The sequence below is a fragment of the Streptomyces sp. NPDC002602 genome, from assembly GCF_042889445.1.
GTDB lineage: Bacteria > Actinomycetota > Actinomycetes > Streptomycetales > Streptomycetaceae > Streptomyces.
In genome coordinates this window covers 1-26,379 of the sequence record NZ_JBIAQX010000023.1, presented here as the reverse complement: position 1 = coordinate 26,379, position 26,379 = coordinate 1, and the positions used below count along the sequence as shown (strand labels likewise).

Genomic DNA, 26,379 nt, shown 5'->3' with positions numbered 1-26,379 from the left:
AGGGTGTTCTACGCTGTGCGCGACGAGGACCACAGCGATCCGCCGACGAGACCGAGGACCCCCGCCCGATGAGCCCGAAGCAGCAGCGCGGCGAAGCCACCGTCGAACAGGTCCTGGACGCGGCCCTTCGCATCTACGCCTCGTCGGGGGAGGCAGGTCTCACGCTCGGCGCCATCACCAAGGCCGGCAGGGTCAGTTCGGGAAGCATCTACCACCACTTCGGCAGTCTCGACGGCGTGCTCGCCGCCCTCGCCCACCGCTCCCTGGGCCAACTCCTGCAGACACTGCTGACGGCGTTGACCCGGACGACCGACGCACGTTCCGGCATTCAAGCCGTCGTCCTGGCCTACCTGGACTTCGCACAGGCCCATCCGGACGCGGCCCGCCTCATGCACTCCGTCACCGCGGATCGCGAGGGCATGGCCCACGCGGGGGAGATCCGCGACTCCCAGGAGGCCCGGCTGACACCCATCGCCCTCTGGATCCAGGGGCACCGGGATTCCGGCGAACTCGCCGAACTCTCCACCCCCATGATCGAGTCCCTCGTCATGGGTCCGGTCGTCGGTGTGGTCCGCCGCTGGCTCACCGTGGGGGATCTGGATCTGGAGGAAGCCGCCGGCGCGCTGCCCGAGCACATCTGGCGGTCGGTGCGCCGCTAGCCCGGACCTCGTGCGGCTGATGTCCCCACGGAACGCGGCCGCTCCGGGGTGACGGCCGCTTGGTCGACGCCCGCCTGATGGGCCGGTTCCCACTTCGCCCGGTCGTACGGATCGGAGCCGAAGGCACCGCCGACCTCGGATGGCCACGGCGGCGGACTCCGTGCGGCCTCAGCCCTCCCGCTCCCCGGCGAGGAAGTCGGCCACCAACTCTGGTGGGTTGGCGGCGCGGGTCAGCTCGAACATCTCGTCCGGGGCGAACATGTCGTAGAGGATCACGGGCACGGAGCGCCCCAGAACGGCCACCAGATGCCCTCCCTCGTGGAGTTCCCTGGCGAGGTCCACGCAGAGGGCGCGGAACGCGGCGTCGAGTCGCTCGGCGCGCTCCTCGTCGTCCTCGTCCTGGTCCTGGTCCGCGCTCTCGCTCTCGGGGAGTCCGTCCTCCCACCACACCCCCTCGGCCACGGCTTCCCGGTGGTGCAGCTCCGAGCCCCGGGCGTCATGGACGCGGTCGTGTCCGAGGACTCGGACGCCCTCCAAGGCGGAGGGCGGGAAGTACGCGTAGCTCCAGCGGGCCTCCCATTCATCGGGCGGATCCGCCCGGTTCAGCTGCTGGTCGACGTGGTCCTCCGTGAGGTATCCGAACGCCAGGTACGGGAGGCGCGGGTCTTGGTCGACGCTGTCGATACGGAAGGTGACGGCATGGATCGCGGGCTTCAGAGCATCGGGGATCTCGCCCAACTCCTGCACGATCCCCTTCTGCATGTGCTGTCGGAAGGTGGTCAAGAGGTCTCCTTGGCTGTCGATCCGGCACCGCACCGGCGTCGGAGGCGAAGGGCGGCGACGGTGTGAACCGACCGCTGCCTGATCGCGGTGACGATCGTACCGAGCCGGGTTCGGGCGCTCACGGGCCTGCTCGACCCGGCGATCAGCCGGACGCCGCATGAGGGAGGTCGGCGGCGCCCTTCGTGACGTTCGCGGAACGCCGGACACACGCGGAACGCGTCTCATACGCTGAGCCGGTGCCCGTGCGACACAGGGGGGAACATGGCCACCGCTCCGACCTTGGTACGCAGGGGTCAATCGGCCTGGTTGCTGCTCGTCGCGAGTGCCGCGGTCGTGTTGCCCTTGGCCGCGTTCGGACGCCATGCGACGCCGCTGCCCGAACTGATGCCCGCCATCGTGGGCGACGTGCTCGCGAGCGCCGCCATTCCGGGCGTCATCGCCCTCAGCCAGTACATGCTGGTGCGCACCGGACGGATGGAGCTCTCCGTCGTCGGTGTCGCGAGCCTGAGTTCGGCCGTCATCGGCGTCAACAGCGCGCACGGGAGCGCGGGAACGCTCGTCGGCCTGCTCGCCGCCGCCCTCCTCGCCCTCCCCTTCGCGCTGATCAGCGCCTTTCTCGCGGTGAAGGCGGACATCGGCTACGCGATGGTCGCCGCCGTCGCCGTGGTGCTGGGGGCGGAGCAGTTGGTGACCGAGGTGGCTCCGGAGAACGTCAACGCGGACGCGGGGCTGATGACCGTGCTGGGGGCCGGCACGTACGTACCCGTCGCGTTCCTCGTCGCCGCCGCGCTGTTCGCCGGCGTCGCCTGGTGCGCGCCCCGACAGCAGGCGGCACTCGCCACCGGGACCGTCGGATGGGTCCGGATCGCCTTCGTGCTCTACGTCCCCGCCTTCCTCCTGGCCGTACTGGCGGGCATGCTCTACACCGCGCGCGTCCAGGCGGCCACACCGCAGGGCCTGGGAGAGAAGTTCGTCCTGATCTGTGTGCTGGCGGTCGTCGCGGGCGGGGCGAGCCTCAAGGCCCACCGCGCGTCCCTGGCGGACGTGGCGGTCGGGAGCCTGTTCGCCGGCTCCTTCACGACGTTCCTCTACGCCGAGGGCGTCAGTGCCTCCCGTTTCAACGTGTACGTCGCGGTGGCGTGCATCGCCTTCATCCTGCTCGACTGCCTGCGTCTGCGACGCGTACCGGCCGTGGGCACACCACCCGTGGGCGCGACGGTCTGACCTGCCGGAGCGACCCCGGGCGGACGTACGCCGCCCGCCCCGTGCCGGCTCGTTCCGGGCATGCCCTTCGCTTCCACCTCGACCCGACGGCGCCGCCCGGCCGCGTGTGCGGCGCCCGCCCTCACTCCGCTTCGCCGCTCCCGGCCGCGCCCGGGGTGGTCTCGTTGTAGCGCAGCAGGTACGCGGCGAAGCGGTCCAGGTCCTCGCGCGGCCAGTCCACGAGCCGCTCGCGGAACATCTCGCGCCGGTTGCGCGTCACCTGGGCCAGGACCGCGGCCCCTTCGGACGTGAGCTCCAGTACCTGCACCCGGTGATCCTCGGCGTCGGAGCAGCGCTCGACCAGCCCCGCTCGTTCCAGCGCCGCGACCTGGCGACTGACCGTCGACTTGTCCAGCGCGTAGTGGGCGGCGAGGTCCGCGGCCCGGCAGCCCCGGCGCTCCTCCAGATGGCTGAGCAGCGTGAAGGACACGAGGGAGAGCTCCGGATGCATTCGCGCGGCCGCCGCCCGCGCGCGCCTGGCGAAGGAGGTCATCTCACGCTGAATCGTCTCGATGGCCGCGGCTCGGCGCTCGCCCTCCGCATGGCTTCCGCCGGCCGACTCCGTCGTACCGGCCGCGTTCGTCGTACCGGCTGTCTCCGCCGTCACAGTGACCTCCCTCGTCTTTAGTTGTATAGTACAACCGGAACGAACGTTGTATATACCAACTACCTGCCGACACTGACTGCACTCGCAGCCCGCGCCGACTCCGGAGGTCCTGTCGCATGTCCGGTCGCACACCCGCCCACCACCACGCAGGGGGCCCCACCACCCCGGGGACCCTGCGCACCGCCGCCGACGGTGCCGTCGCCGGGCTGCGCGGCCCCGCGACGCGTCACGTACTCACCCACCTGCTGACCCCGTTGCTGATGTGCCTCGGCATGGGCCTGGCCTACATGGGCGCCTTCGTCCAGCCGGAGCCGCACCACATGCCCGTGGCGATCGTCGGCGAGGGCCCGCAGGCGATGGTCTTCGCGCAGACGATCAAGAACGAGGCCGGCGACGCCCTCGACGTCCGCACGCTCGCCCACCGCTCCGACGCCGTCGCCGAGCTTGAGGACCGCCACATCACTGGCGCCTACGTGCCGAGCGAGTCGACACCCGAGCTGATCGTGGCCACGGCCGCCTCCGACACGGGCGCCACGGTGGTCGAGAAGATCTTCACGCCGATCGCCGCGAGCCACGGCGCCCCGCTCAAGGTCACCGATGTCGTCGGCAACGTCGACGACGACCCGACCGGACAGGGACTGTTCTTCCTGCTCGTCGCGGTCAGCATCGGTTCATACGCCTCGGTGGCCGTGCTGGGCGGCGCGGGAGCCGCGCTGCGCATGCGCGGCCGCGCCCTGCTGGCCGTCGGCGTCTCCGGTGTCGTCAGCGCCATCGGCGCGCTGCTGGCCGGGCCCGTCTTCCACCTGGCGCACCACGGCCTCGCCGAAGTGTGGGGCCTGAGCTGGCTCTACTCCGCGGGCATCCTCTTCATCGGCGTCGGCCTGCACACCTTCCTGAAGAGGTGGACGACCCTCGCCATGATGGTGCTCTTCGTGATGCTCAACTTCACCAGCTCCGGCGGCCTGTTCCGGCCCGAGCTGCAGAACGGTTTCTTCGGCGCCCTGAACTCCTTCTGGAACGGCGCCGGCTACGTGGACGGCCTGCGCGGCATCCTCTACTTCGGCCACGACGGCGTCCTGCGCGACGTCCTGACCCTCGCCGCCTGGCTGCTCGTCGGTCTGACCCTCACGCTCGTGGCCGCCGCCGCCGAACGGCGCCGCGCGGAGAACGAGACCAAGACCGCCTCCGCCACCCCTGCACGGGCGGCGGAAGAGGAGGAGATGGAGGAGGCGGTCGGCGTCTGAGACCACCCCGGGCCCACACCCTCACCGGGGCTCAGCGCCGCGGCGCGCGCCCGTCACATCGCCCGTGCGACGACCACACCGTCACCCCTGCCGCCCCGGCTCTGACCCGGGGCGACGTGGGTGACGGTTCGTCAAGCTCCGCTGTCAGTGGCTCCCCATAGTGTGGAGACATCACTCGGGGAGCCTCGGCGAAGGAGCAGAATCATGTCCGCCAACAAGATCCAGCACAAGGTGAATCACGTCGCGTTGGTAGTGGACTGTTCGGGTTCCATGCAGCCGCATCAGGATCAACTGATCCGTGTCGTGGACGAGTTCGTGGCGGGCCTGAAGGCCGAGTCGGACAAGCTCGGCCATGAGACCCGGATCAGCCTCTACTCCTTCGACCACAAGGTGGAGAACCTGGTCTGGGACATGGATGTGAAGCATCTGCCGTCCATGCGGGGTCTGTACAAGGTCAAGAACGGCGCCACGGCCCTCATCGAAGCGTCCCTCAAGTCACTGGACGACCTGGGCCACATCTGGGAGGCGTACGGAGAGCACAGCTTCCTCCAGATCGTGGTGACGGACGGCGAGGAGAACGCCTCCGGCGGCGACCGACGGCACGATGGCGACATGACCGTCCTCGGCCCCTGGCTCGACAAGATCGCGATGAAGATGGGCTCGCTTCCGAGTCACTGGACTTCCGCGATCCTCGTTCCGAACTCCCTGGCCAAACGAACCGCTCAGAACTACGGCTTCCCGGCCGGGAACACGGCCATCTGGAACGCGGATTCCCAGGAGGGCGTCGAGGAGGCGATCGGTACGGTGCGCGCTGCCGCCACCGGCTTCCTCCGTGGCCGCGAGAAGGGCGTGCGGGGTACGAAGAACCTGTTCGCGGTCGGCCAGGACATATCGGTCGACGACGTGCGGGCGAACCTCGAACCGGTGCCGTCCGACAAGTACCGGCTGCTGAAGGTCGACACGGAGGTCGAGATTCGGTCCTTCGTCGATTCGCACCCGGACGTGACGTACGAACGCGGCTCCTGCTACTACCAGTTGGGCACCCGGGTCCAGGTTCAGCACGACAAGGACGTCATCGTGGTCGAGAAGGACACCGACCGCGCGTACACGGGCGATGCGGCACGCGGTCTCCTGTTCGGCACGGGCATCCAGGGGACCGTCTCGGTGAAGGCGGGGCACAACCCCAAGTTGGAGGTGTACGTGCAGAGTCGGTCGGTGAACAGGAAGCTCAAGCCCAAGACGCGGCTGCTCATCATGCTCTGAGCTTGATCTTCACCTTCGGACATCACGGAGAGTCGTGGGTCCGCCCAGCCAGGGCGAACGCTCACGGTTGGATGGCCTCCGCAGGAGGTCGGGCGGGGTCACAGTGCGCGGGTGCGAGGCGCAGTCGGCACGGTGGACAACATCAGGCAGTGGGCCGGGACGGCTCCCCGAACGGGGGCGGCTCAGGCGTGGTCGTACTTCATGCCGATACCGAGGGTGCTCCGCATCGGGAGGAGCCCGGAACCGACGATGTCGAGCACCGGCGGTACGAGGAGTTCGGCCAGCCGAGCCGCCTCGTCGGTCGTGAGCGCCTCCCAGGGCGCCGCGGCGAGCTCGTCGGTGAGCTTCTCGATCGAGGTGCGGATCCGCAGGCCCTCTTCGGTGACGCTCCCGTCCACTCCCAACAGGCCACGGCTGAGCAGTCGTTCGCGGGCGGCGCCCCACTCCTCGTCGGTCCACTGCCTGCTGCTGAACACCTCTTCCGGCGCGGCGCCGGCGGCGGCGTGCGAGACCAGGGCCTCGGTGGGGCCGATGTCGTGCGCCTGAAGGGCGACGATGTGACCGTCGCCCCGGTGTTCGCGCAGGATGGTGGCGGCCTGCCAGAGCACCATGTGGGGACCCTCGAGCCAAGGCAGCGCGGCGTTCGCGGCGGCCATGGGGCGACCCGCGGTGTTCGCCGACTCGGCGGCGCGTCGGGCGAGTTCCGCAGCCTCGCGCAGGTCCGTCGAGTCGACCCGGTCGCCGAGGAGCTTGCGCAGTGCGCGGTCCACGACGGCGCCGCGGGCCCCCAGGACCCGCTCGGCCGTGGCCGTGCGCCAGGCCGTCGCGATATGCCGCTCCACCATCCGCGGGCTGAAGCTGTAGAAGAGGGCGTTCACCAGCCCCGGGCCCACCGGACCGAGCGGCGCGGCCCGATAGGCGAAGTAGCCCGGCCAGCGCTCGTCGGTGGCGTAGCCCAGCGCCGCCGCCTGCTCGAACGCCTCCGGCGCGTAGTAGAGCGTGGCATGTACCGGTTCAAACAACTGCCACATCTGTCGGATCGTGCCGAGGCTGTGCGTCATGCCGATTCCTTCACTGCCGCTGTCGCGCACCCAAGAACTTGACAATGCCTAGATTGCGGCGCCGAAGCCATCCTGTCAATGACTAGATCTGCGGTAGCCTGCTGCCCATGGCCGCGACACCCACTTACCATCACGGAGATCTGCGCCGCGCCGTCATCTCCGCCGCACTCCAGGTCATTCGCGACGACGGTGTCGCGGCGATCAGCCTTCGCGACCTCGCCCGCCGCGCCCAGGTCTCCCACGCCGCACCCGCCCATCACTTCAAGGACAAGGCCGGGCTGCTGACCGCGATCGCCGCGGAGGGTTTCGATCTACTGGCCGACAGCCTGACCTCCGTGCCGACCGACACCGCGCGCAAGCTGCGCGAAATGGGGGCGCGGTACGTCGAGTTCGCCGTCGGACATCCCGCCCACTTCGAGGTGATGTTCCGCCCGCAACTGCTGCACGGCGACGACCCGGAACTGGCCGCCGCCAAGGAGCGCACCTCCCGTGCGCTGCGCTCGGGCATCGAGGAACTGCCCGTCGCGAAGCGCCCCGACGCGCAACGCGCCGGCCTGGCGGCCTGGTCGCTCGCCCACGGCTTCGCCGCTCTCCAGCTCAGCGGCAGCCTCCCGATCCTGGACGACGATCCCTCCGAGACCTTCCGCACGCTCTTCGCCAACCACCCCGCCACGGAACTGCCTTGAGCCGGAACGCCCTTGACGGGCACGTGGGCCACGGAGGGCGGTTCGTACCGGCGTCGCGAGCGACCACACCCTCCGGACCCGGCGCCCCCTCGGGGCGTTCGCGGCCGCACTCGCGCCTCACATCGGTCAGATCACCGAATGGTCAGAGAATCAGACCGGTTTGTCTTCATTTGGCAATCTTGGGGCGTTTTGCTAGAAAACGCTCTGCGCGCGGGCCAAAGTATGGGTTCCCGGCAGCAAGCCGGGGACCCGCACGTCCTTGAGGTGACATCTTCATGTCCGCTTCTCTCAACACCCGCCGTGTCGTCGCCACCCTCGTGGCCTCCGTCGCCGCCCTGGCCTCGGCCGCACTGCCGGCGGCAGCCGACGGCCACGGCCACGGCCGTGACCACGACTCGACCGGCAAGCACTCCACCATCGCCATCGGCAAGGTGCAGTACGACAGCCCCGGCCGCAACGACCGCAGCAACCGCAGCCTGAACGGCGAGTGGGTCGAGGTGAAGAACACCGGCAGGAGGGCCGTTGAGCTGCGCGGCTACACGCTGACCGACAAGCAGGGCAACCGCTACCGCTTCCGCGGCCTGCTCCTCGACGGCCACTCCACCGTCAAGGTGCACACCGGCAAGGGCAGGAACACCCTCCGCGACGTCTACCAGGACCGGACCAACTACGTCTGGGACCAGCGCGACTCGGCCACCCTGCGCAACGAGCACGGCCGCATCCTGGACAGCAAGAACTGGGGCCGGGGCGGTCGTCAGGGCGGGCGCTAGTCACCACACGAGGTCGTCGCGCGAGGTCGTCGCGCGAAGTTCATCGCACGGAGCCGCCACACGACCCGCGAGCCACGCGGGTCGACGCGCCGGGCCCCCGTCCCTTCGAGGGACGGGGGCCCGGCGCGTTCCCCGGCCCCGTCCCGGCGAACCGCAGCGCCCCCGCGGCTCGCATCGGACCTCGCGTCAGATCTCGACGGCCGGATAGGACTCGACGTAGCGGTCGCCATCGGCGCCGTGATAGGCGCAGGTGCGCGCGTGCAGATCGACGTCGTACCAGATCACACCGGCGTTCCAGCATCCCTGGACGAACTCGGGAAAGGTGCTTTCTCCCGCCTGGTCGCGCCGGAGGGCCGCCAGGAGTGCCTCGCGGTCGAAGGGGGCGACGTCGACCATTCCCGTGATCAAGGGTTCACCTTGCACGGCGACGGGGCCGACGTCGGTGAGGTAGAGCATCGCGTTCGACGGCACGGCCATACGGCAGCGGCTGACGCCTGCCCGGCGGAGCGTCTCGGCGAGGTAGGGGAAACCGCCCACCCTGGGGCGGATGGCGGCCGCGTGTTCCAAGGCCGCCTGCAGGTGGGTCAGGGCGCTGCCCATGATCTTCTCCGGATGTCGTGGGGGTGATGTCCGAGTGGACCTCTCACGGGTAAGATGACAACAGATTTCCAAACAGACATCATGTTGTCAAATATGGGTGGTGTGGTCACATGGCCGACGAGATGGCGCTCCTGGTCGCGGACGTGTTCGAGGCGGCAGGTGTCCTGCGCAGGACGGGCGAAGGGATCGCCGCCACGGAGGGGCAGACACAAGCACGTTGGCAACTGTTGAGCGTGGCGTCCGAGAATCCGCTCACCGTTCCCCAGGCCGCCCGCCGCCTCGGCGTCGCCCGCCAAGGCGTGCAGCGCGTCGCCAACGACCTCGTCCACGAGGGACTGGCTGCCTTCCACGCCAACCCCGACCACAAGGGTTCCCCCCTCCTGGCGCTGACCGGGAACGGACACCGAACCCTGGAGGCGATCACTTCTCGTGCGACCCGAGCCCACGGTGTGATCGCCGAGGGCATCTCCCCGAGCGAACTCACCGCCGCGCGCGACCTGCTGCGCCGGCTGATCGAACAAGCCCGCCGGCACCAGGATCACGGGCCGGTGGGCGAGACCCCGTGACGCCGGTCGGCTCTCGCCCCAAGGCGCCGCTGCCCCACCGGTACGGCCGCGTTTGCGAGAAGACGGCTCGCGCGTGACCGCCCGGTGCGGTGCCGGGGGCTGGATGGCCGGCAGAGCCGCGTACTCTGGCCCCGAAACGGGGGCGTCATGGCATCACTCGGAGTCTTGTTCGCGGCCGCTGTCTGGGGTGTTCCGCTGGTCAGCCTGCTGGGCGGGGTGATGGTCGTGTCGGCCGCCACGCGTTGGCGCCGCCGAACGATCAGCGCCCTCGAGAGGGCCGAGGCAGAGGAAGCCCCACCTGTTCGGCCTCAGGAACCAGAGCCTGCCCACACGCCACGCTCCTGATCTCCGGCCCCCCGGACCGGTCCGGCGAGGGGCCCGAGAGCGTCGGCCGCGCGCCCGCGGTCCCTGCCGGCCGAAACCGACGTCGAGGCCGGTCTTGACGGCGTCGGCCGCGCGCCCGCCGTTGCGGCCCGGCGCCCTCCCTGCGGGACCCCTCCCGATGATCGTGGCCGGCACACACCCTGCGATATGGACGCTCCGCACGGCCTCCACGGCCGACACGGACGACACGGACGAGGCGGCCGACCCGGACGGACTCGGGCCCTCCGGTCGACCGCCTTCCCGCACACGTGGTGTGACACCGGCCCTGGTGTCCGGTGGATTGATCCCGAGGAGGTCCCGGCCGGCCAACGGGCGTGCGGCGGGACCAGTCGACGGGCACCGCGTTCGCGCCCTGTCACCGTCCGCGGGCGCGCCCGTCCCGGTACCCGGTCAGATCACCTGGTGGGGCTCCCGGGTGTGCCGAGGGTTCGCCGGACGGCGCTGCGGAGCCAATGATGGGCCCTGTCGGCCGCATGGCGGGGGTGCCAGGCCATGCCGACGCTCACGGGCGGCATGGCCAGGGGGATGTCCAGGAGGTGCAGCCCGAGGGCGACCGCGTCGGCGGTGAGGGGTGAGGGGGCGGCGCCGGGGAGCGCGGCGGGTACGAGGCAGACGACGTCGCCACGAGCGGCGAGGGTCATGGCGGCCAGGTGACTGGGCAGGACGATGCCCACCCGCCGACGAAGGTTCCGCTCGGCCAGGGCGACGTCGAGGGGGCCGGTGAACCGGCCGCGGCGGCTCACCGCGACGTGTTGGGCGGCGGCGAGCCGGGCCGGGGTCACGGGTCCTTCGGTCAGCGGATGGCCGGGCCTGACGGCCGCCATCATGCGGAGGCAGACCAACTCCTCGACCCTCGTCTCGGGGTCCACGTGGTCGATGGCCCCGACCTCCAGGTCGATCCGGCCGTCACGCAGCGCGGGGCCGGCCTCCAACTCCTCGGCCCGGAGCCGGAACGAGACCCCCGGCGCCTCCTGTTCGGCCAGGCGCAACAGTCCGGGGGCCAGTGCCGCGCCTATCAGGTCGGCGGTCTGAAGGGTGAAGGTGGTGCGCAGGGTGGCGAGTTCGACGCCGGTGTCGGGGCTGAGCAGGGCCCCGAGACGCTGCACCACGGCCGCGGCTTCCTCCCGCAGGGCCAGGGCGCGCGGGGTGGGAACCATGGCCTGCCCGGCCCGGACCAGGAGCGGATCCTGCAAAGTGCGGCGCAGGCGGGCGAGCGTGCGGCTCATGGCGGCCGGCGAGGTGTGCAGGCGGGCGGCGGCCCGAGTGACGCTGTTCTCGGCCAGCAGGGCGTCCAACGCGATGGCGAGATTGGCATCGAGGGTCAGATCCGGGCTGCTCACCAGCATTATTCCACTTCAGTCAATGATTGCGTGCCGATGTTCCCATTGTGGCAGCACCGGGATCCTCCGCAGGATGAGGGGCGTACCGACCGGCACGACCTGCGAGGTTTTCATGATCGTCATCACTGCTCCCACCGGGAACATCGGCCGTTCCCTGCTCTCCCGGCTCCTGGAGTCCGCCCCCGCCGCGGGCGAGGAGCTGCGCGTGATCGTGCGCGACCCCGCCCGGCTCCCGGACGCGGCTCACGGACGCGTCGAGGTGATCACCGGCTCGCACGGGGACGCCGAGGTGGTCGACCGGGCCTTCGAGGGTGCGGACGCCGTCTTCTGGCTCGTCCCCCCGGACGCCTCCCTGACCCCGCAGGACGCCTACAGCCACTTCAGCGGGCCCGCCGCGAAGGCGCTCGCCGCCCACGGCGTCGGCCATGTCGTCGGCGTCTCCGCACTCGGCCGCGGCACCCCGCTCGCCGACCGGGCCGGCCTCGTCACCGCTTCCCTCGCCATGGACGACCTCATCGCCGACAGCGGCGTCGCCTACCGGTCCCTGGCCAACCCGTCCTTCTTCGAGAACCTCCTTGAGGAGTCCGACTCGATCCGCGACAAGGGCGTCTTCGTCGACGTGGTCGACGGCGACCGCAAGGCTCCCTTCGTCGCCTGCTCCGACATCGCGGCCGTCGCCGCCGGCCTGCTGCTGGACCGCTCGTGGACGGGCACCGACACTGTCCCGGTCCTCGGGCCGCGGGACCTGTCCCCCAACGACGTGGCCCGCATCATGACCGAACAGTTCGGCCGCCCCGTCCGTTACGAACGCCGGCCGCACGACGAGCTGTACACCACCCTCGTCGGCTACGGCCTCAACGAGGCGTTCGTCCAAGGCATCGTCGACATGAAGCGAGCCAAGGACCAGGGCCTCGACGCCGGCGTCGCCCGCACCCCGGACACCTCCTCCCCCACCGACTTCGAGCAGTGGTGCGCCCAGACCCTCAAGCCCGCCGTCCTCTCCTGAAGCCCACCACCCGTAAGCCCACCAACCGTAAGCCCACCAACCGTCGCCGGAACGCAGCCGGCTGCCCGACACACCATCACCACACGCCACTTCGGAGGCACCTTCATGGCCGCTGAAACGACCCAACCGCCGGTCACGGCGTTCATGCTCGTCAAGACCACACCCGAGTGGCTCGCCCTGACCGTCCAGGAACGGGTCGACGTCTTCACCACCCAGGTCCTGCCCGTGATCGAGGCCAAGACCACCGGTGTCCGGTCACGCTTCTACGACACCGAGTTCTACTCGGCGCGCGTCACCGACGTCTGGATGTGGGAGGCCGAGGACCACCACGCCTACCAGCTCCTCATCGACGCACTGCGCGAAACCCCCTTCTGGGACCGTTACTTCGAGGTGGTCGACCTCCTCGTCGGCACCGAGAACGGCTACGCCCGCACCTACGGCCTCGAACCCGTCGCCACCATCACCACCTGACACACCACCCGTTCCCGCGGGATCGCTCCGATGCCCTCCGGCCACGAACGGCCGGAGGGCATCGGGCTCTGAGGACCACCGGAGGGCATCGGGCCCTGCGGACCAGAGGAGCATGAGGAACCAGAGGAGCGACCGGCGGCCCGACCCACTCGACGACCTCGAAGCAGCCGTCCGGCACCATGTTCTCGTGATCCTCCTCCCCGGCAACCGTGACCGCGACGCCGTCGACCCCGCGCGGACCCGCCTGGTGGCGACCGGGGCCGCGGTTCTCATCCTCGGCGCCGGGCTGGGACTCAGGACCGTGGCAGTGGGGAGCGTCGCCAAGTACGGCGGGGACGCGCTGTACACCGTGCTGCTCCTCGCCCTGTTCGTCGTGGTCGCGCCGAGGTCAACGCCCTTGCGGGCCGCCGTGGTTGCGTTGACCGCCAGTTGGGCGGTCGAGTTCCTCCAGCTCAGCGCGATCCCCGCGGAACTCTCCGAGCGCAGCGCCATCGCCCGCCTCGTCCTCGGATCCACCTTCAATGCACCGGACTTGTTCTGGTACGTGGTCGGCGCGGCGGCCGGCTGCCTCGTCCACACCGCTCTGAGGTCCTGCTCCCCGAGCGACTCGTGACCTCGAGATGAGCCGACGGCCCGGCATGGAGACGGCGTTCGCGTTCGTCGTAGAGTCGGGGGGATGAACCGAGACAATACTTCAGAGATCCCAGGTACCTCCGGCTCCGACCCCGAGCTGCCGATGCTGACCGCCACCCAGGCCGCGTACCTGAGGGAACTGGCCGCCCCCCACTTCCAGGACGGCCACCAACAGCCCCTCCTCAACCTCGGGTACACGTGCGGCCGGGCTCCGGAGAGCCGTTGGCCCGAACTGGTGGCCGCCCACTTCGCGGCCCTACGGCAGGCGAGCACCGGCGGCGAGAGCGCCGAGGAGCTCCTGCGCGGCACGCACGCCCGGCTGTTGCCCCTGGCCTCGCTGACGCAGGACCTCGTCGACGGCATGCGCTACGCACGCGTGGTCGCCGACGGGCTCGTCTTCGCCTACGCGCTCGACGGACCCACCAGCGTGCGGATCCTCACCGACGCGGACGTGGAGCGGGCCGTACCGCAGGAGTTGGGGCGGGCCGCGTACGCCAACCTGCTGGGTGTGCCCGTGACGCATGAGGAAGTGTCCCTCGGAGGCCGGGCGCGCCTGCACTCCCTGCACGGTGACTCACCTTTCGTCGCGAGCAAGGCGCTGTTCCTCTCCGAGGTGGCCCGGCAGGTGACCGGCGAGCCGCTGCCGCGCGACGGCGCCCTCGTGATCGTGCCGAACCGGCACCTGCTGGCCTACCACCCGATCACCGACGGTTCCGTGGTCGATGCCCTCAACGGCCTGGCCTCGTACGCCCTCAGCGCTTACGAGGAGGGGCCGGGGCAGTTGTCCCCCCGGGTCTACTGGTGGCACGACGGCGCCCTGACATCGCTCACCGTCATCGATGAGGACACCCGCACGTTCTCCCTGCGGCCGCCGGCGCGGCTGCTCGGCCTGATGAAGGGCCTGGTCCGGCTGGACCGGGCGGGGCGGATCGCCACGCCCGCCGCGGCGCAGGCCCCGGAGATCGCCGCACTCGGCCGCGGCGCGGCCGAGTCGACGGCCCGTCTGGCGGGCGGGCACGCGGACCCGGCGGCTCTGGGCGAGGCTTTCGCCGCCGTCCTGGCCCTCGGCCACGCCCGCTGCGCCGATGACCCGGACGTCGCGAACATCGACACCTGGGACGCCTGGGCCACGGCCGTGCAGCTCGGCTCCGCGCTGTTCACCGGTGCGGGCCCGCAGGAATGCCATCTGGGCGAGGACCTCGTGACACGGTTGCCCGCGATGGCCGCCGAGCCTCCCGCCGACGCCCGGGCCTGGCTCGACGCCGTCTACCTCGCGATGGCGTGCCGTCAGATGGACCGGATCGACCGCCTGTGCCGAGTGCCGTTGGCGAGGCTCCGCGAGGACGACTCCGTCGACGAGTACGTGCTGCACTGGATCGACACCCTGCAGACGTACTTCTCCGACCGCCCGACGGCCGACGCCGTGCCGAAGCTGGTCGCCGTCATGAAGACGTCCGTGCCCGAGGCCGTGGCGCAGGCTCCCGCGGACTTCGTGAACCGTGTCGACTACCACCCGGCCGCACTCTTCCACCGCCTCATCTCGGGCGACCACGAGGCGTTCACCGAAGCCCTCGCCGAAGCCCTCGCGGACCACGGCGGCCACTGGGGCGATTCGGGGGCGCCGCGCGCCCGAGTGGCACTCGGGCCGCTCGCGATGGCGTGCCTCGCCTACGACCACGGCTTCCCCGTCGATCCGAAGCAGCCGTTCCTGCCCGCCCACCTCCTCAACCGGCAGCGGATCGAGGACATACCCTGACGGCCGCGCCCATCTCCGCGCCCCCCTGACCCTCTGACGCGGGGCGTCGAGCGGCGGGGCCGGTCGAACCACCCGTGCCCGTCGAACCGTCCGCCGGCTCCCGCTCCCGCGCACGCCGGAGTGGAGCCGGCGGGCACCGCACCGGGACGGCGGGGCCCGTGTCAGCCGCCGGGAGCCAGACCGGCCAGCAGGACCTCCAGGGCCAGTTCCGTGGCCTCGGCGAGGGGGGTCTCGTCGAGGAGCGAAGCGACCGCGAGCGTCGCGAGGCCGTGCACGGTGGAGAAGGCGACCTGTGCGAGCTGAACGGGTTCGCCCGGGCGCACCGCTCCCGCCTCCTGCCCCTCCGCCATGAGCCGCGCGACGATGAGCAGGCTCTCGTGCCCCAGCTCGCGCAGCTCGTCGCTGGAATCCTCGGCGTGCTTGACGGCGAACATCAGCTCCAGCAGTGCCGTGTGCCCCACCGCGAAATCCACGTACGTCCGGCCCAGCTCGGCCAGTCTTGCCCCGACCCCGCCGCCCCCTTCCCCGGCGGCCGAGCGCAGGCGGGTGTTGAGGGTGGTGAAGCCGCTGACGGCGAGTGCGTCCAGGAGCGCTTGTCGGTCGCGGAAGTGGCGCGCGGGGGCGGCATGGCTCACGCCGAGTTCGCGGGCCAGGCCGCGCAGGGTCAGGCCTTCCGCTCCCGATGTGGTGAGGATGGTCTCCGCCCGCTCCAGCAGGGCGGCCCTGAGATTCCCGTGGTGGTACGGACCGTCGGCCAAGGCGGTCTCCTCTGCCTCGATGTTGTCATTGACTACAATGATGTCGGTGCCTACATTGAGTATGACGCAACCCATGGAAGTGGAGCAGCCGACATGTCGATGATGTACCGGGGCACGGTGGCCCTGATCACCGGGGCGAGTGCGGGACTCGGCGCCGAGTTCGCCCGCCAGTGGGCCGAGCGCGGCGCCGACGTGGTGCTGGTGGCCAGACGTCTGGATCGGCTCACGGAACTGGCGCGGGACCTGGAGAAGCGGTACGGGATCAGCGCCACGCCGATGGCCGCGGACCTGTCCCTGCCCGGCGCGGGCGCCGCCCTGCGCGCCGAGCTCGACGACCGCGGCATCCGGATCCAGACTCTCGTCAACAACGCGGGATTCGGCAGCCACGGCCCCTTCCTGGAGCAGGACCCGGCGCAGGTCGACCGGATGGTCCAGCTCAACATCGCGGCGGTGGCCGGGTTGACCCGCGCCTTCCTGCCCGACCTGGTCGCCGACGGCCGGGGTGCGCTGGTCACGATCGCGAGCACGGCCGCCTATCAGCCCACTCCGGCGATGGCGGTCTACGGCGCGAGCAAGGCCTTCGTCCTCAGCTTCACCGAAGCGCTCGCCTACGAGACCCGCGGCAGCTCCCTGCGCGTCCTCGCCCTGTCCCCGGGACCGACCAGCACCGAGTTCTTCGACGTCGTCGGAAGTCAGGACGCGGTCGTCGGCAAGGTCGCCACCTCGGAGCAGGTCGTCTCCACAGCCCGCCGGGCCCTCGAACGTGGCACGACCCCGCCGAGTGTGGTCGCGGGCCTCGGCAACCGCCTCTCCGCCCTGGCCTCCGGCCTGGCCCCTCGCCGGCTCGCCCTCGCCGTCGCCGGTCGGGCCCTGAAGGCCTGACCGCGCGGTTCCCGGTCAACGGCGCGGTGCCGCCGGGGCGGGGATCGCGCGCCGACGGGGAGGGTGCACGCGGGTTCAGCCGCCCGGCGAGGGTCGCGGTGACGCGTTCGGCGACGGCACGCCGCAGCTCGGGGGTGAGCCCGGTGCGGGGTGGCTCCGCCGATCATGGCCGTCGGCAACGCTCCGAGGGCGACGGCCTCGCTCGGTGGGGTCGGCGTCGTCGCGACCATCCGGCCGGGGAGCGGTCCTCAAGGATCGGACGGGGCCCGACCCGCGCCGGCGGGAGCGATGTTCTGGTTGGCGTGGAAGAAGTTGTCCGGGTCGTACGTCCTCTTGATCTCCGCCAGCCTGTCGTAGTGGTCGCGGTACGTCGCGCGCACCCGGTCCTGGTCCTCCCCCGCGCCGATGAAGTTCACGTACGTGCCGCCCATCGAGTGCGGGCGCAGTTCCTCCCAGTAGTCCACGGCCCACTGCCTGATCAGCTCCGCGTTCGCGGGGTCCGGGTCGATGCCGCCGATCACGCCCGACCAGACCGCGTCGCGGTAGGCCCATGCCGTCTCGTCCTTGCCGACCCGGGCAGCGGCGCCGTCGATCGGGTAGAGGTGCATGGTCGACAGGCCGGTCGGGAGGTTCTCGGCGTACTTGAGGTGGACGTCCAGGGACCCGTCGGTGATCTGGTCGAAGAAGTGCCCGCGCCAGTACCACTGCAAGCCCTTGGGGATCAGTTCGTCGAACATGGCCTGCAGGACGGGGTACGGCATCGGGGTCGCGAAGTGGAAGGCGGGCGGCCCCGGTTCGCTCACGCGGGCCAGGACATCGCCGAGATCGTCGGGGTCACCGGTCCAGCACCAGACGACGGCGCACATCTTGTGCCCGTGGATCTCCTCGGGGAACGGCGGGCCCGGCGGCACCGCCAGCGCGGCGAAGAAGCCGTTCAGCTCCACGGGCGCCGCCGGCAGGAACTCGCGGTACCAGCGCAGCACTTCGCGCGTGGCGTCGACCGGCCAGAGCGTGATGGACACGCCCACCGTGTCGACCGGGTGCAGTCGGAAGGTGAAGGAGGTCACCACGCCGAAGTTCCCTCCGCCGCCCCTCAGCGCCCAGAACAGGTCCGGGTGCTCCGAGGCGCTCGCCGTGACGAACGTGCCGTCGGCGAGGACCACGTCGGCGGCCAGCAGGTTGTCGATGGTGAGGCCGAACCTTCGGGTCAGGTGGCCGTGGCCGCCGCCCAGGGTCAGACCGCCGACTCCCGTCGTCGACATGATCCCGGCGGGCGTGGCCAGGCCGAAGCCGTGGGTCGCGTGGTCGAGGTCGCCGAGTTGGGTGCCCCCGCCCACGATGGCGGTCCTCGCCTGCGGATCCACCCGCACCCAGCGCATCGGCGACAGGTCGAGCGTGATCCCGTCGTCGAGCAGGCACAGGCCGGGGCCGCTGTGGCCCCCGCCGCGTACGGCGAGGTCGAGGCCACTGTCGCGGACCAGGCCGATCGCGGCCCTCACGTCCGCCGCGTCCGCGCACCGCACGAAGGCGGCCGGTCGCCGGTCGATCATCGCGTTGTAGAGCTTGCGGGTTTCGTTGTACTCCGGGTCTTGCGGGCCGATGACCGGGCCGCGCAGCGCGGTCCGCATCGCCTCCAGCGTCGTGCTGTTCATGGCGATCTCCTGACAGCGGGCACTTCCAGCGTCCCGCCGCACGGCGGGCCCCGCAATCGGGCACGTCCGGGCCCCGCGCCCCGTCCCGATCGGTCCGCTCGGAGACGGACGAGGGCCACGAGTCGGCCCCTCGTTCGGGTGCGGTCGGCTCGCGCTCGCCCCCGGACCGCAGTGTCGTTGTGCGCAGGAACGCGTACCGCGATCGCCATGTCCACGGCATCGGCTGCGACGGGGCGCCCGACGGCGGAGGAGAACGGCGGAACATGTCCATACCCGGATCCATGAGAGGCCGTACCCGGCACTACGCGGCGACGCTCACCGTGACGGCCATCGGCTCCACGCTCTTCCTCGGGCCGACACTCGCCCCCGCCGACGGCATGCCGTCGCCGTCGGTGACCGCGCCCGCGTCGACGGCCGGCCGGGGGCGACTGGACTGGCGTGCCTGCGTGCCCGGCAGCCCGTTCGACTGCGCCGACTTCAAGGTGCCGCTGGACCATGACAAACCCCGCGGGCGCGCCATCGACCTGGCGGTGGTCCGACGGAAGGCGACCGACCCGGGACGGCGCGTCGGCACCCTGTTCTTCAACCCCGGCGGCCCCGGCGGGCCCGGGACGGTACAGATGCCGGCCAACTACGGCGACTTCCCGAAGGAGCTGCGGGAGCGGTTCGACATCGTCAGCTGGGACCCCCGCGGCATCGGCAACAGCACCGCGGTGAACTGCTTCGACAGCCCCGAGAAGGCCGCCGCCTGGGCTTCGGGCAAGCCGGTCGGCTTCCCGGTGGGCGCGAAGGAGCGGGCGTCCTGGATCGCCGCGTACAAGGATCTGGGGCAACGCTGCCACGAGCGCGACCCCGAACTCCTGCGCCACGTGTCGACCGCGGACACCGCCCAGGACCTCGAACTGCTCCGCAGGGCGGCAGGCGACCAACAGCTCAACTACCTCGGCGTCTCCTACGGCACCTTCCTTGGCGCCACGTACGCCAACCTGTTCCCCGACAAGGTCCGCGCCATGGTCCTCGACAGCAACATCGACCCACAGGCCTGGACGAATCACGCCTCCTCGGGCGAACCGCGTTCCACGACGCTCCTGCGCATGGGCTCGGACCGCACCGCGGCGGCCACGCTGGACCGCTTCCTCACCCTCTGCGGCTCCACCACGACGGCCCGCTGCGCCTTCTCCGCCGGCAGCCCGAAAGCGACCCGCGAGAAGTTCGACGGGCTGACGAAACGCCTCCGGGAGCGTCCGGTGGGCGAGTGGACGTACTCCAGGACGGTCGCGGACGTGGTGAGCGGCCTCTACATCGTCCACCCGGGGTGGACGGATCTCGCCGGTCGGCTCCAGGACCTGTGGCGGGGCCGCGTGCCCGCGCGCCCCGTGTTCCCTCCCCCGCCCCCGGTCGCGCAGCCGAATCCCTACCTGGGCGAGGAGCAGGCGTCCGCCGTGTGGTGCGGCGACAGCCCCAATCCGCGCGACCCCGCCGTCTACCACTCCCTGGAGGAGGACAGCGCCACTCGCGCGGGTGACGCGGGACGGTACTGGACCTGGGCCGGGGAGCCGTGTGCCACCTGGCCGGCCCGCTCCGCGAACCGCCACACCGGCCCCTGGGACAGGCCCACGGCGCACCCCGTGCTGGTGGTCGGCACCACGTACGACCCCTCCACGCCGTACTCGGACGCCCAGGCCATGGCGAAGGAGCTGGGCCGTGCCCGCCTGCTCACCCACGACGGGTACGGGCACACCGCGCTGTTCAACAACTCCAGCAGGTGCGTCAACGCCTACGAGAGCCGGTACTTCGTCGACGGAACCCTGCCGCCGCCCGGAACGACGTGCCGCCCCGACACGCCGCCCTTCTCCTCGCCCCGCCCGCTCGCGGGCGTGGCCGCCGGCGGGGCGTTCCGGGGTGACTGAGCCCGCCCGGCGTCCTCGGCGCTCGCCCTTCCCCGAAGTCATCCCGGCCCGCGCCGTCCCCACCCCGCCCCCGCGCGATGCGGCGAGGAGCCATACTGGAACTCCGCGTGGGGGAGCTTGTTCGAGCCCCCGCGCATCGGGCCGGCCGGGTGGCGGCGACTGACTGCCGAGAATTCGAGGGGAGCCGTTCATGACAACGGCGAAAGACCTGTTCTTCCTGGCCATGGAGCGGCAGGTGAACCAGCCCGTGGGACAGGGCGACCTGTCGCTCGCGCTCGCGGGTGCCGAGCTGATCGACCTCCTCGACGCCGGGGCCGTCACCCTGGACGGCGACCGGATCGTGCCGGAGCGGGATCCTTCACCGGATGACCGTCTCCTCGGCGAGGCAGCGGAGTTCCTCGTGCGCCGGGTACCCCACGAGCGGGTCGAGGAGTGGCTGTGGCGCAGGGGCGGGGACCTCTCCGGGAGTTATCAGGCCGCCTTGGAGAAGGACGGCCAACTGGCCCCGCGGCGAGGGGGTTTGTCGCCCTTCGGCGCCGATCGCCTGGAACTGGTCGATTCGCCCTCCCGGAGCCGGGCCCTGAGTCGCTGGGAGGCCGCCGAGCCGGTCCTCGTCGCCCTCGCCTCGGCCGTGGGGATCGAGAGCGGGCAGTCCGACGACGAGATGAGCCCCGGCGACGACGCGGTGACGACCGTGCTGGCCGTCGTCAACGACGCGGTCATGGAGCTGGAAGCCGTACGTCAGAGGCGGACCATCGAGAACTCGGCCTTCGCCAACCTCTGGCGGGGCCCGTGAGGGGAGTTCGACACGGCGGCGGTGTGGGTGAGTGGTCGCCGGAGGTGGCGACCGAGCCGATCTGCGGCTGAACGGGTGAACCGGGAGAACCCGCGAAACCTGTGCGGGGCCCACGCGTTGATCAAGGCACTTGTCACCGTCCGCTCGTGCACCAGAGAGATCAATGATGATTAAGAAGATGATGGCCACCGCCGCCGCCACCGCCTCCATCCTCGGCGCGGGCGCCGCCGTGGCCGCCCCGGCCATGGCCATCGGCAACGACAACGGCGTCAACACCGTCAACGGCAACGGTGCCTCGCAGATCTACGGCAACCAGAAGACCGCCGGCGACCAGAGCCCGCAGCTCAGCCTCGTCCAGGGCACCCTGAACAAGCCCTGCATCGGCCTGCCGGCCAAGGTCAACGCCCAGTCCCTGGTGGCCGTGCTCGCCAACGTCGGTGTCCAGGACGTCAACGTCCTGTCCAACCCGCAGAACCAGCAGTGCACCGAGAACTCCACCCAGGCCAAGGGCGACGAGCCGCTCTCGCACATCCTGGACAACATTCCGGTCCTGTCCGGCAACCTGTCGGCCGGCAGCTGACGCACCACTCCCCCCGCCGGCCGGGGCCTCCGACGCCTGCGCGAGTGCCCACGAGGCCCCGGCTTACCCATCCCGTACACGGCTTCGCATCGTTCGTCGGCGCGCACCACGCGCCGCGCGAGGGGCCGTTCACACGGGATACCCGCCGGCACGCAGAGGAGCCTTCCACCTTTCGGGGTGGGAGGCTCCTCTGCGTGCGCGACGCCCTCCGCGAGGCGGGGCGCCCCGATGCGGTGTCCCGGGAGCGTCAGGGGACCCGACAGCGCCATAATCGGCGGATGTTGAACATCGGATCGATCGTGTTGGGTGTTTCGGACGTACGGCGTGCGGTGGCGTTCTGGACGCGGGCCCTGGCCTACGTGCCGCGCGACGAGGTGGAGGAGGACTGGGCCGTGTTGGCGCCGGCGACGGGGGGCGGGGTCCACCTCGCGCTCGGACTGAGCCGGACGCCGGTACAGGAACATCCGCGGATCCACCTGGACCTGTATGCCGCGGACGCGGCCGATCAGGCCGCGGAGGTGGACCGGCTGGTGTCCCTGGGCGCCGAGCGGGTCGACTGGGACCTCTACCCCGCCGACCCCGACTTCGTCGTTCTCGCCGACCCCGACGGCAATCGCTTCTGTGTCATCGACACGAGTCGTGGCTGACGAGGAAGTGTCACCCCGTCGGGCCACAGGATGTGACGCGCCGGGTCCGGGCGCCGTTGTTGCCCGCATGGACGACACTCTCGAACTACTCGACATCCTTCTCGACGGCGTCACCGGACAACGACTGAAGTTGATCAGCGAGGACGAGGCCCGGGCCTTGATCGTCCTCCTCGGGTTCCTCGACGGCGACCGGCAGGACCCGGAGGTCCGCGGCGCGGCAGCCGAGATGCGATCGCGTCTCGGCTCCCGCCTCGGCCGACCGGCCACCCTGTCGGACGCCTCGTCGGCCGACGCCGTTCGCAATCCCTGACACCCCTCGTTCTCACTTCGATCTCACTGTGGAGCAGTCGATGGCCGTACACCGTGTCGTGCCGAACATCGTTTCCGAGGCCGCGCAGGAAAGTCGTGATTTCTACGGCCTGTTGGGCTTCGAGGAGGTGATGAACCACGGTTGGATCATGACGCTCGCCTCACCGTCCAGTCCGACGGCGCAGATCAGCTTCATGAGCGCCGACAAGACCGCACCGGTCGATCCCGACCTGAGCATCGAGGTGGACGATGTGGACGCGGTCCACGCGGCCGTGTTGGAACAAGGGGCCGAGATCGTCCACCCCTTGCAGAACGAGGAATGGGGAGTGCGGCGCTTCATGGTCCGCGATCCCAACGGCCGCGTCGTCAACGTGCTCGGCCACATCTGACGTCCGAAGGGTCGTCGGGGAGCCGGCGCACGCCAGGGTCCGGATGCGGCGAGCGGGCCTCCTGCCGCGAGGCCCGCTCTCCGGGGTCGGATCAGAACGCGAAGACGGCGTTCCCGTTCAGGGTCGCGGACATGGCGCAGGCGTTGGAGAAGGTGTGCTTCCAGGCGACGCGGCTGCCTTGCCACACACCGTCCGCGGTGACGGTGACCGGGTCGTAGTGCATCGGACACGCGCGGCCGGGGTTGGGGGCGGCCAGCAGGCGGTCGAAGGAGCCGCCGGTGGCCTTCAGGGCCGTACAGGCGGCCTTGGGGTCGGGGTGCGTTCCCTGCGCGCTCGGCGCGCAGCTGAGGGTGGACGCCCGGACGACGGTCGCCGCGGAGTCGTCCCCCTGGGCGATGGCGAAGACCATGGCGGACGGGGCGTACAGGCTCGCGGGCTGTGCCTCTGCCACGCCGGCGACACCGGCAAGGCAGAGGAGGGCAGCGGCGGAGACAGCAGCGAAGCGGTGACGCACGACAAGCTCACTTTCGATTCAAAGGTTGAGCGCGATAATTGTTTGCGCTATCGCGATTCGGTGAGGCCAACCCTGTCTGATCCGAAGGGGAGTTGCACATCGATGGCCGCTTTACGGACACACCGTCCGCATACCGGAGACCGAATGGTCGTTCGGGCAGCTCAGGGGGTACGTGCGCGCTCCGTAGCGGCATGTCGACAGGGGGTCACATCGGTCGGGACGTGCCGTCCTGAGGCTTCTGACCTGCTGCCGGCCGCACGCGGTTCACCGGACGGCCATTCAGCTTGGCCGGATCGGTACGATCCGAACACCCGGCCGAGACCCGCGACGCCTCGACGGGGCGCCTCGACGGGCACGGGGGCCGGGCAGATGCGGTCGGGTGCTCGCGCGGCCGGCGCGGCGACCCCCATCCCTGCGGGCGAAAACCGAGCCGAGGGCGAGAGAACGGCCGTGACCGGCCATTTCACTGCCGGACGGGGTCGCCGAGGACGGCGGGGCATGGGCCGTTCGGAGGCAGGACGAGATGTCGTCCCGCCGAGTCGGGGCTACGTTCCGCTGGTATGACGTACGCACCAGGCCACCACGAGTCCGGTCCCACTCGCCGCACCCTCCTCGTCGCCGGCGCGGGGGCGGGGGCGGCGCTCGCCGCCGGCTGCGCCCCCGGGGGCGAGCGCGGCGCTCCGGCGGCCACGGTCAGCGGTTCCCCCTCGCCCCGACCGGCCGCGGACCCCACTCCCGGGGCGATGACGCTCTTCAAGGACCCGGCGTACAACTTCAACGGTCTGCTCGCGCTGGGTGCCGCCGGGGCCGGGGCCAGTGAGGTCGGCGAGGTCCTCACCGCCGTGAACGCGATCAACGGGGCCGGCCTCTCCGCGCAGACGTACGTCGACACGTTCCGCAAGCTCGGCGACAAGCTCCTCAAACCGCCGCCGGGCGCGCCGGCCGACGACCAGACCAAGCGGTTCCGGGCCCTGCGCGCCGCCCAGTACTACGGGCAGGCGCTGTTCTTCGTCCTCGGTTCGAAGGATCCGGGGTCGGAGGAGCAGTTGTACACGTCGGGGCGCGATGCCTGGGACGCGTTCTGCGACCGGTGCGATCCCGCCCCGGTCAAGGCCTCGGTACCGTACGGCACGACGCCGCTGCCGGTGTGGTTCTTCCGCCCCGACGAGTCGAACGCTCCCCGTCCCACCGTGATCCTGACCAACGGGAGCGACGGGCAGAACGTCGACATGTGGACGTACGGCGTACCGGCCGCGCTCGAACGCGGTTGGAACGCTCTCGTCTACGACGGGCCGGGGCAGGGGCAACTGCTCTTCGTCGACCGGGTGGTGTTCACCCCCACCTGGGAGAAGGTCGTCACCCCGCTCGTCGACTGGCTGTCCGCCCGTCCCGACGTGAACCCCGGCAAGATCGCTCTGACCGGTCTGAGCATGGCGGGGGACCTCGCTCCCCGGGCGGCGGCCTTCGAGCACCGGATCGCCGCGTTGGTGGCCATGCCGGGCTGTGTCGAACCGTGGCTGGGCTTCCCGCCCGAGATCCGGGAGATCCTCACCCCCAGCAAGGAGGAGACGAACGACATCTGGAACAAGAAGGTCGTTCCCGAGCTTCCCCCGGACGCCGCCGCCGTGATGAAGAAGCGCTTCGAGCCCTTCTCGATTCCGGCGATGCTCCAAGCCCGGCAGGGCAAGCTGTTCACCGACTTCTACACCCCCGCGACCCGCATCCAGGCACTGGCGATCACCTCGGTCGTCAGCCGGATCAAGGCACCGACACTGGTCCTGGACTACGACGACGAGCAGTTCTACCCCGGCCAGCCGCGCCAGATGTACGACAAGCTCACCTCGCCCAAGGACTACCTGAAGCTGACCGCCGCGGAGGGCGCGCAGCTCCACTGTTCCCCGATGGCCCCGCAGCTGCACTGCGAGGTCGTCTTCGACTGGCTCCAGGACACCCTGTCGGGGAACTGACCCCGCCCCCGACCGTCCCGGCGGCCGGTGGTACCAATTCCTACGTGAAGGAACAGACTCAGGGCTCGACCGTCCGCGTGTTCGTGGCGCTCGCCCCGCCCGACGAGGCGAAGGACGAGCTGGCGCGGGAGCTGCGGCCCGCCTACGAGGCGTACCCCCGCATGCGGTGGAACCGCATCGAGGACTGGCACATCACCTTGGCGTTCCTCGGCGAGCTGCCGGTCTCGGCCGTGCCGCTGCTGCGGCCGCCGCTCGCCGCGCTGGCCGCCGTACGTCGACCCCTGCGCCTGGCCATGCGCGGCGGCGGGCACTTCGACGAGCGGGTGTTGTGGAGCGGGATCGAGGGGGACCTGGAGGGGCTGCACGGACTCGCCACCGAGGTGCGCGCCCTGGTCAGGGAGTGCGGCGTGGACTTCGAGGAGCGGCCGCTGCGGCCTCATCTGACGCTGGCCCGATCCCGTCGGAACGACCCCTCCAGCGTCGTGAAGGTGGCCGCCGAACTCGCCGGGTTCACCGGCCGTGCCTGGCAGACGGAACGCCTGCACCTGGTGGGCAGCAACATCGGGCGCGGCCCGGGAGCGATCCACTACCGCGACATCGAGGCGTGGGGCTTCGACGGACACTGAAACGGTGGGCGGGCGGGAGTGCCTGCCGAGGCGGGTGCCGTCGGGGCGCGGGTCGCGCCGCGCCCCGACGGTGGAGGTGGGGGCCGGTTCCAAGAGCCCCTCACGGGGTGATTCGGAACTCGACCGCGATCGGATGGGTGTGGATCGCGGGCTCGTTACCCGGTGAGCATTCCGGTGCGCAGGCGGGTGAGGGTGCGGGTCAGGAGGCGGGAGACCTGCATCTGGGAGATGCCGAGTTCCGCGCCGATCTCGGCCTG

At 70.8% G+C, this 26,379-nt stretch carries 29 protein-coding genes; 20 read left to right on the top strand and 9 right to left on the bottom strand.

Translation table 11 applies throughout. The annotated features are described in order from the left end of the window. The first annotated feature begins 68 nt into the window (after positions 1-68). Positions 69-659, top strand: coding sequence for a TetR/AcrR family transcriptional regulator (locus tag ACFYW3_RS35430; protein WP_351756492.1), 591 nt, complete (start codon positions 69-71; stop codon positions 657-659). Positions 660-827: 168 nt separating this feature from the next. Here the strand turns inward: ACFYW3_RS35430 and ACFYW3_RS35425 are convergent, their stop codons facing one another. After that, positions 828-1,442: a hypothetical protein gene (locus ACFYW3_RS35425; RefSeq protein WP_389388521.1), complete on the bottom strand. Its 615-nt coding sequence runs from the start codon at positions 1,440-1,442 to the stop codon at positions 828-830. Between the two features lie 261 nt (positions 1,443-1,703). Here ACFYW3_RS35425 and ACFYW3_RS35420 point away from each other — a divergent pair, with 261 nt between their 5' ends. Next, on the top strand, positions 1,704-2,666 hold the full coding sequence (locus ACFYW3_RS35420) for a hypothetical protein (protein WP_389388520.1): 963 nt from the start codon (positions 1,704-1,706) through the stop codon (positions 2,664-2,666). A gap of 121 nt (positions 2,667-2,787) precedes the next feature. Here the strand turns inward: ACFYW3_RS35420 and ACFYW3_RS35415 are convergent, their stop codons facing one another. After that, entirely contained in the window at positions 2,788-3,198 is a 411-nt protein-coding gene (locus ACFYW3_RS35415) for a MarR family winged helix-turn-helix transcriptional regulator (protein ID WP_389388563.1), read from the bottom strand. A 320-nt stretch (positions 3,199-3,518) separates the two neighbouring features. Between ACFYW3_RS35415 and ACFYW3_RS35410 the strand changes: the two genes are divergently transcribed. Beyond that, the gene (locus ACFYW3_RS35410) at positions 3,519-4,556 is read left to right on the top strand and encodes a hypothetical protein (protein WP_389388562.1); all 1,038 of its coding nucleotides are present in this window, start codon (positions 3,519-3,521) and stop codon (positions 4,554-4,556) included. A gap of 204 nt (positions 4,557-4,760) precedes the next feature. Beyond that, positions 4,761-5,819 carry a VWA domain-containing protein gene (locus ACFYW3_RS35405; protein ID WP_389388519.1) on the top strand — a complete coding sequence of 353 codons (1,059 nt, stop codon included), beginning with the start codon at positions 4,761-4,763 and terminating at the stop codon, positions 5,817-5,819. A gap of 182 nt (positions 5,820-6,001) precedes the next feature. Here ACFYW3_RS35405 and ACFYW3_RS35400 read toward each other — a convergent pair whose 3' ends face one another. Continuing rightward, positions 6,002-6,880, bottom strand: coding sequence for a hypothetical protein (locus tag ACFYW3_RS35400; protein ID WP_389388518.1), 879 nt, complete (start codon positions 6,878-6,880; stop codon positions 6,002-6,004). A gap of 107 nt (positions 6,881-6,987) precedes the next feature. Between ACFYW3_RS35400 and ACFYW3_RS35395 the strand changes: the two genes are divergently transcribed. Both ACFYW3_RS35395 and ACFYW3_RS35390 read left to right on the top strand, forming a co-directional pair. Then, the gene (locus ACFYW3_RS35395; protein WP_351756477.1) at positions 6,988-7,566 is read left to right on the top strand and encodes a TetR/AcrR family transcriptional regulator; all 579 of its coding nucleotides are present in this window, start codon (positions 6,988-6,990) and stop codon (positions 7,564-7,566) included. 275 nt (positions 7,567-7,841) lie between these two features. Beyond that, on the top strand, positions 7,842-8,336 hold the full coding sequence (locus ACFYW3_RS35390) for a lamin tail domain-containing protein (protein WP_351756474.1): 495 nt from the start codon (positions 7,842-7,844) through the stop codon (positions 8,334-8,336). Positions 8,337-8,522: 186 nt separating this feature from the next. Here the strand turns inward: ACFYW3_RS35390 and ACFYW3_RS35385 are convergent, their stop codons facing one another. Continuing rightward, positions 8,523-8,936: a DUF1398 family protein gene (locus tag ACFYW3_RS35385; RefSeq protein WP_351762859.1), complete on the bottom strand. Its 414-nt coding sequence runs from the start codon at positions 8,934-8,936 to the stop codon at positions 8,523-8,525. Positions 8,937-9,046: 110 nt separating this feature from the next. Here ACFYW3_RS35385 and ACFYW3_RS35380 point away from each other — a divergent pair, with 110 nt between their 5' ends. Beyond that, positions 9,047-9,502 carry a MarR family winged helix-turn-helix transcriptional regulator gene (locus tag ACFYW3_RS35380; protein ID WP_389388517.1) on the top strand — a complete coding sequence of 152 codons (456 nt, stop codon included), beginning with the start codon at positions 9,047-9,049 and terminating at the stop codon, positions 9,500-9,502. 779 nt (positions 9,503-10,281) lie between these two features. Here the strand turns inward: ACFYW3_RS35380 and ACFYW3_RS35375 are convergent. Then, positions 10,282-11,232 (bottom strand): LysR family transcriptional regulator, encoded by a 951-nt coding sequence (locus ACFYW3_RS35375; protein ID WP_389388516.1) that lies wholly within the window; start codon positions 11,230-11,232, stop codon positions 10,282-10,284. A gap of 106 nt (positions 11,233-11,338) precedes the next feature. Between ACFYW3_RS35375 and ACFYW3_RS35370 the strand changes: the two genes are divergently transcribed. From ACFYW3_RS35370 to ACFYW3_RS35355, 4 genes are all read left to right on the top strand, one after another. Further along, on the top strand, positions 11,339-12,232 hold the full coding sequence (locus ACFYW3_RS35370) for an NAD(P)H-binding protein (protein ID WP_351762904.1): 894 nt from the start codon (positions 11,339-11,341) through the stop codon (positions 12,230-12,232). Positions 12,233-12,337: 105 nt separating this feature from the next. Continuing rightward, entirely contained in the window at positions 12,338-12,703 is a 366-nt protein-coding gene (locus ACFYW3_RS35365) for a darcynin family protein (protein ID WP_389388515.1), read from the top strand. 112 nt (positions 12,704-12,815) lie between these two features. Continuing rightward, a complete protein-coding gene (locus ACFYW3_RS35360) occupies positions 12,816-13,316 on the top strand; it encodes a DUF2809 domain-containing protein (protein WP_389388514.1) in 501 nt (166 codons plus the stop codon). A gap of 63 nt (positions 13,317-13,379) precedes the next feature. Further along, positions 13,380-15,092 carry an immunity 49 family protein gene (locus tag ACFYW3_RS35355; protein WP_389388513.1) on the top strand — a complete coding sequence of 571 codons (1,713 nt, stop codon included), beginning with the start codon at positions 13,380-13,382 and terminating at the stop codon, positions 15,090-15,092. Positions 15,093-15,253: 161 nt separating this feature from the next. Here the strand turns inward: ACFYW3_RS35355 and ACFYW3_RS35350 are convergent, their stop codons facing one another. Further along, positions 15,254-15,850, bottom strand: a complete 597-nt coding sequence (locus tag ACFYW3_RS35350; RefSeq protein WP_351762874.1) for a TetR/AcrR family transcriptional regulator — start codon at positions 15,848-15,850, stop codon at positions 15,254-15,256. 93 nt (positions 15,851-15,943) lie between these two features. Here ACFYW3_RS35350 and ACFYW3_RS35345 point away from each other — a divergent pair, with 93 nt between their 5' ends. Then, positions 15,944-16,732, top strand: a complete 789-nt coding sequence (locus tag ACFYW3_RS35345; RefSeq protein ID WP_389388512.1) for an SDR family NAD(P)-dependent oxidoreductase — start codon at positions 15,944-15,946, stop codon at positions 16,730-16,732. Positions 16,733-16,980: 248 nt separating this feature from the next. Here the strand turns inward: ACFYW3_RS35345 and ACFYW3_RS35340 are convergent, their stop codons facing one another. Continuing rightward, positions 16,981-18,384 (bottom strand): FAD-binding oxidoreductase, encoded by a 1,404-nt coding sequence (locus ACFYW3_RS35340; RefSeq protein ID WP_389388511.1) that lies wholly within the window; start codon positions 18,382-18,384, stop codon positions 16,981-16,983. 263 nt (positions 18,385-18,647) lie between these two features. On the opposite strand from ACFYW3_RS35340, the gene ACFYW3_RS35335 reads away from it, so the two are divergent. From ACFYW3_RS35335 to ACFYW3_RS35310, 6 genes are all read left to right on the top strand, one after another. Then, positions 18,648-20,294, top strand: coding sequence for an alpha/beta hydrolase (locus tag ACFYW3_RS35335; RefSeq protein ID WP_389388510.1), 1,647 nt, complete (start codon positions 18,648-18,650; stop codon positions 20,292-20,294). A 190-nt stretch (positions 20,295-20,484) separates the two neighbouring features. Further along, positions 20,485-21,090: a GPP34 family phosphoprotein gene (locus ACFYW3_RS35330; protein ID WP_389388509.1), complete on the top strand. Its 606-nt coding sequence runs from the start codon at positions 20,485-20,487 to the stop codon at positions 21,088-21,090. 166 nt (positions 21,091-21,256) lie between these two features. Then, complete coding sequence (locus ACFYW3_RS35325) at positions 21,257-21,670, top strand: rodlin (protein WP_267800586.1); 414 nt, start codon at positions 21,257-21,259, stop codon at positions 21,668-21,670. Positions 21,671-21,948: 278 nt separating this feature from the next. Continuing rightward, positions 21,949-22,317 carry a VOC family protein gene (locus tag ACFYW3_RS35320; RefSeq protein ID WP_351762886.1) on the top strand — a complete coding sequence of 123 codons (369 nt, stop codon included), beginning with the start codon at positions 21,949-21,951 and terminating at the stop codon, positions 22,315-22,317. A 67-nt stretch (positions 22,318-22,384) separates the two neighbouring features. After that, positions 22,385-22,627 carry a hypothetical protein gene (locus tag ACFYW3_RS35315; protein WP_351762889.1) on the top strand — a complete coding sequence of 81 codons (243 nt, stop codon included), beginning with the start codon at positions 22,385-22,387 and terminating at the stop codon, positions 22,625-22,627. A 40-nt stretch (positions 22,628-22,667) separates the two neighbouring features. Next, positions 22,668-23,015 carry a VOC family protein gene (locus ACFYW3_RS35310; RefSeq protein ID WP_351762907.1) on the top strand — a complete coding sequence of 116 codons (348 nt, stop codon included), beginning with the start codon at positions 22,668-22,670 and terminating at the stop codon, positions 23,013-23,015. A 91-nt stretch (positions 23,016-23,106) separates the two neighbouring features. Here the strand turns inward: ACFYW3_RS35310 and ACFYW3_RS35305 are convergent, their stop codons facing one another. After that, on the bottom strand, positions 23,107-23,466 hold the full coding sequence (locus tag ACFYW3_RS35305; protein WP_351762892.1) for a subtilase-type protease inhibitor: 360 nt from the start codon (positions 23,464-23,466) through the stop codon (positions 23,107-23,109). A gap of 623 nt (positions 23,467-24,089) precedes the next feature. Here ACFYW3_RS35305 and ACFYW3_RS35300 point away from each other — a divergent pair. Continuing rightward, complete coding sequence (locus tag ACFYW3_RS35300; RefSeq protein WP_351762895.1) at positions 24,090-25,496, top strand: alpha/beta hydrolase; 1,407 nt, start codon at positions 24,090-24,092, stop codon at positions 25,494-25,496. Between the two features lie 44 nt (positions 25,497-25,540). Continuing rightward, positions 25,541-26,122, top strand: a complete 582-nt coding sequence (gene thpR, locus ACFYW3_RS35295) for an RNA 2',3'-cyclic phosphodiesterase (RefSeq protein WP_389388508.1) — start codon at positions 25,541-25,543, stop codon at positions 26,120-26,122. A 155-nt stretch (positions 26,123-26,277) separates the two neighbouring features. Here thpR and ACFYW3_RS35290 read toward each other — a convergent pair. Beyond that, positions 26,278-26,379, bottom strand: a 102-nt coding sequence (locus ACFYW3_RS35290) for a sigma factor-like helix-turn-helix DNA-binding protein (protein WP_351763209.1), incomplete at its 5' end; no start/stop codon positions are given.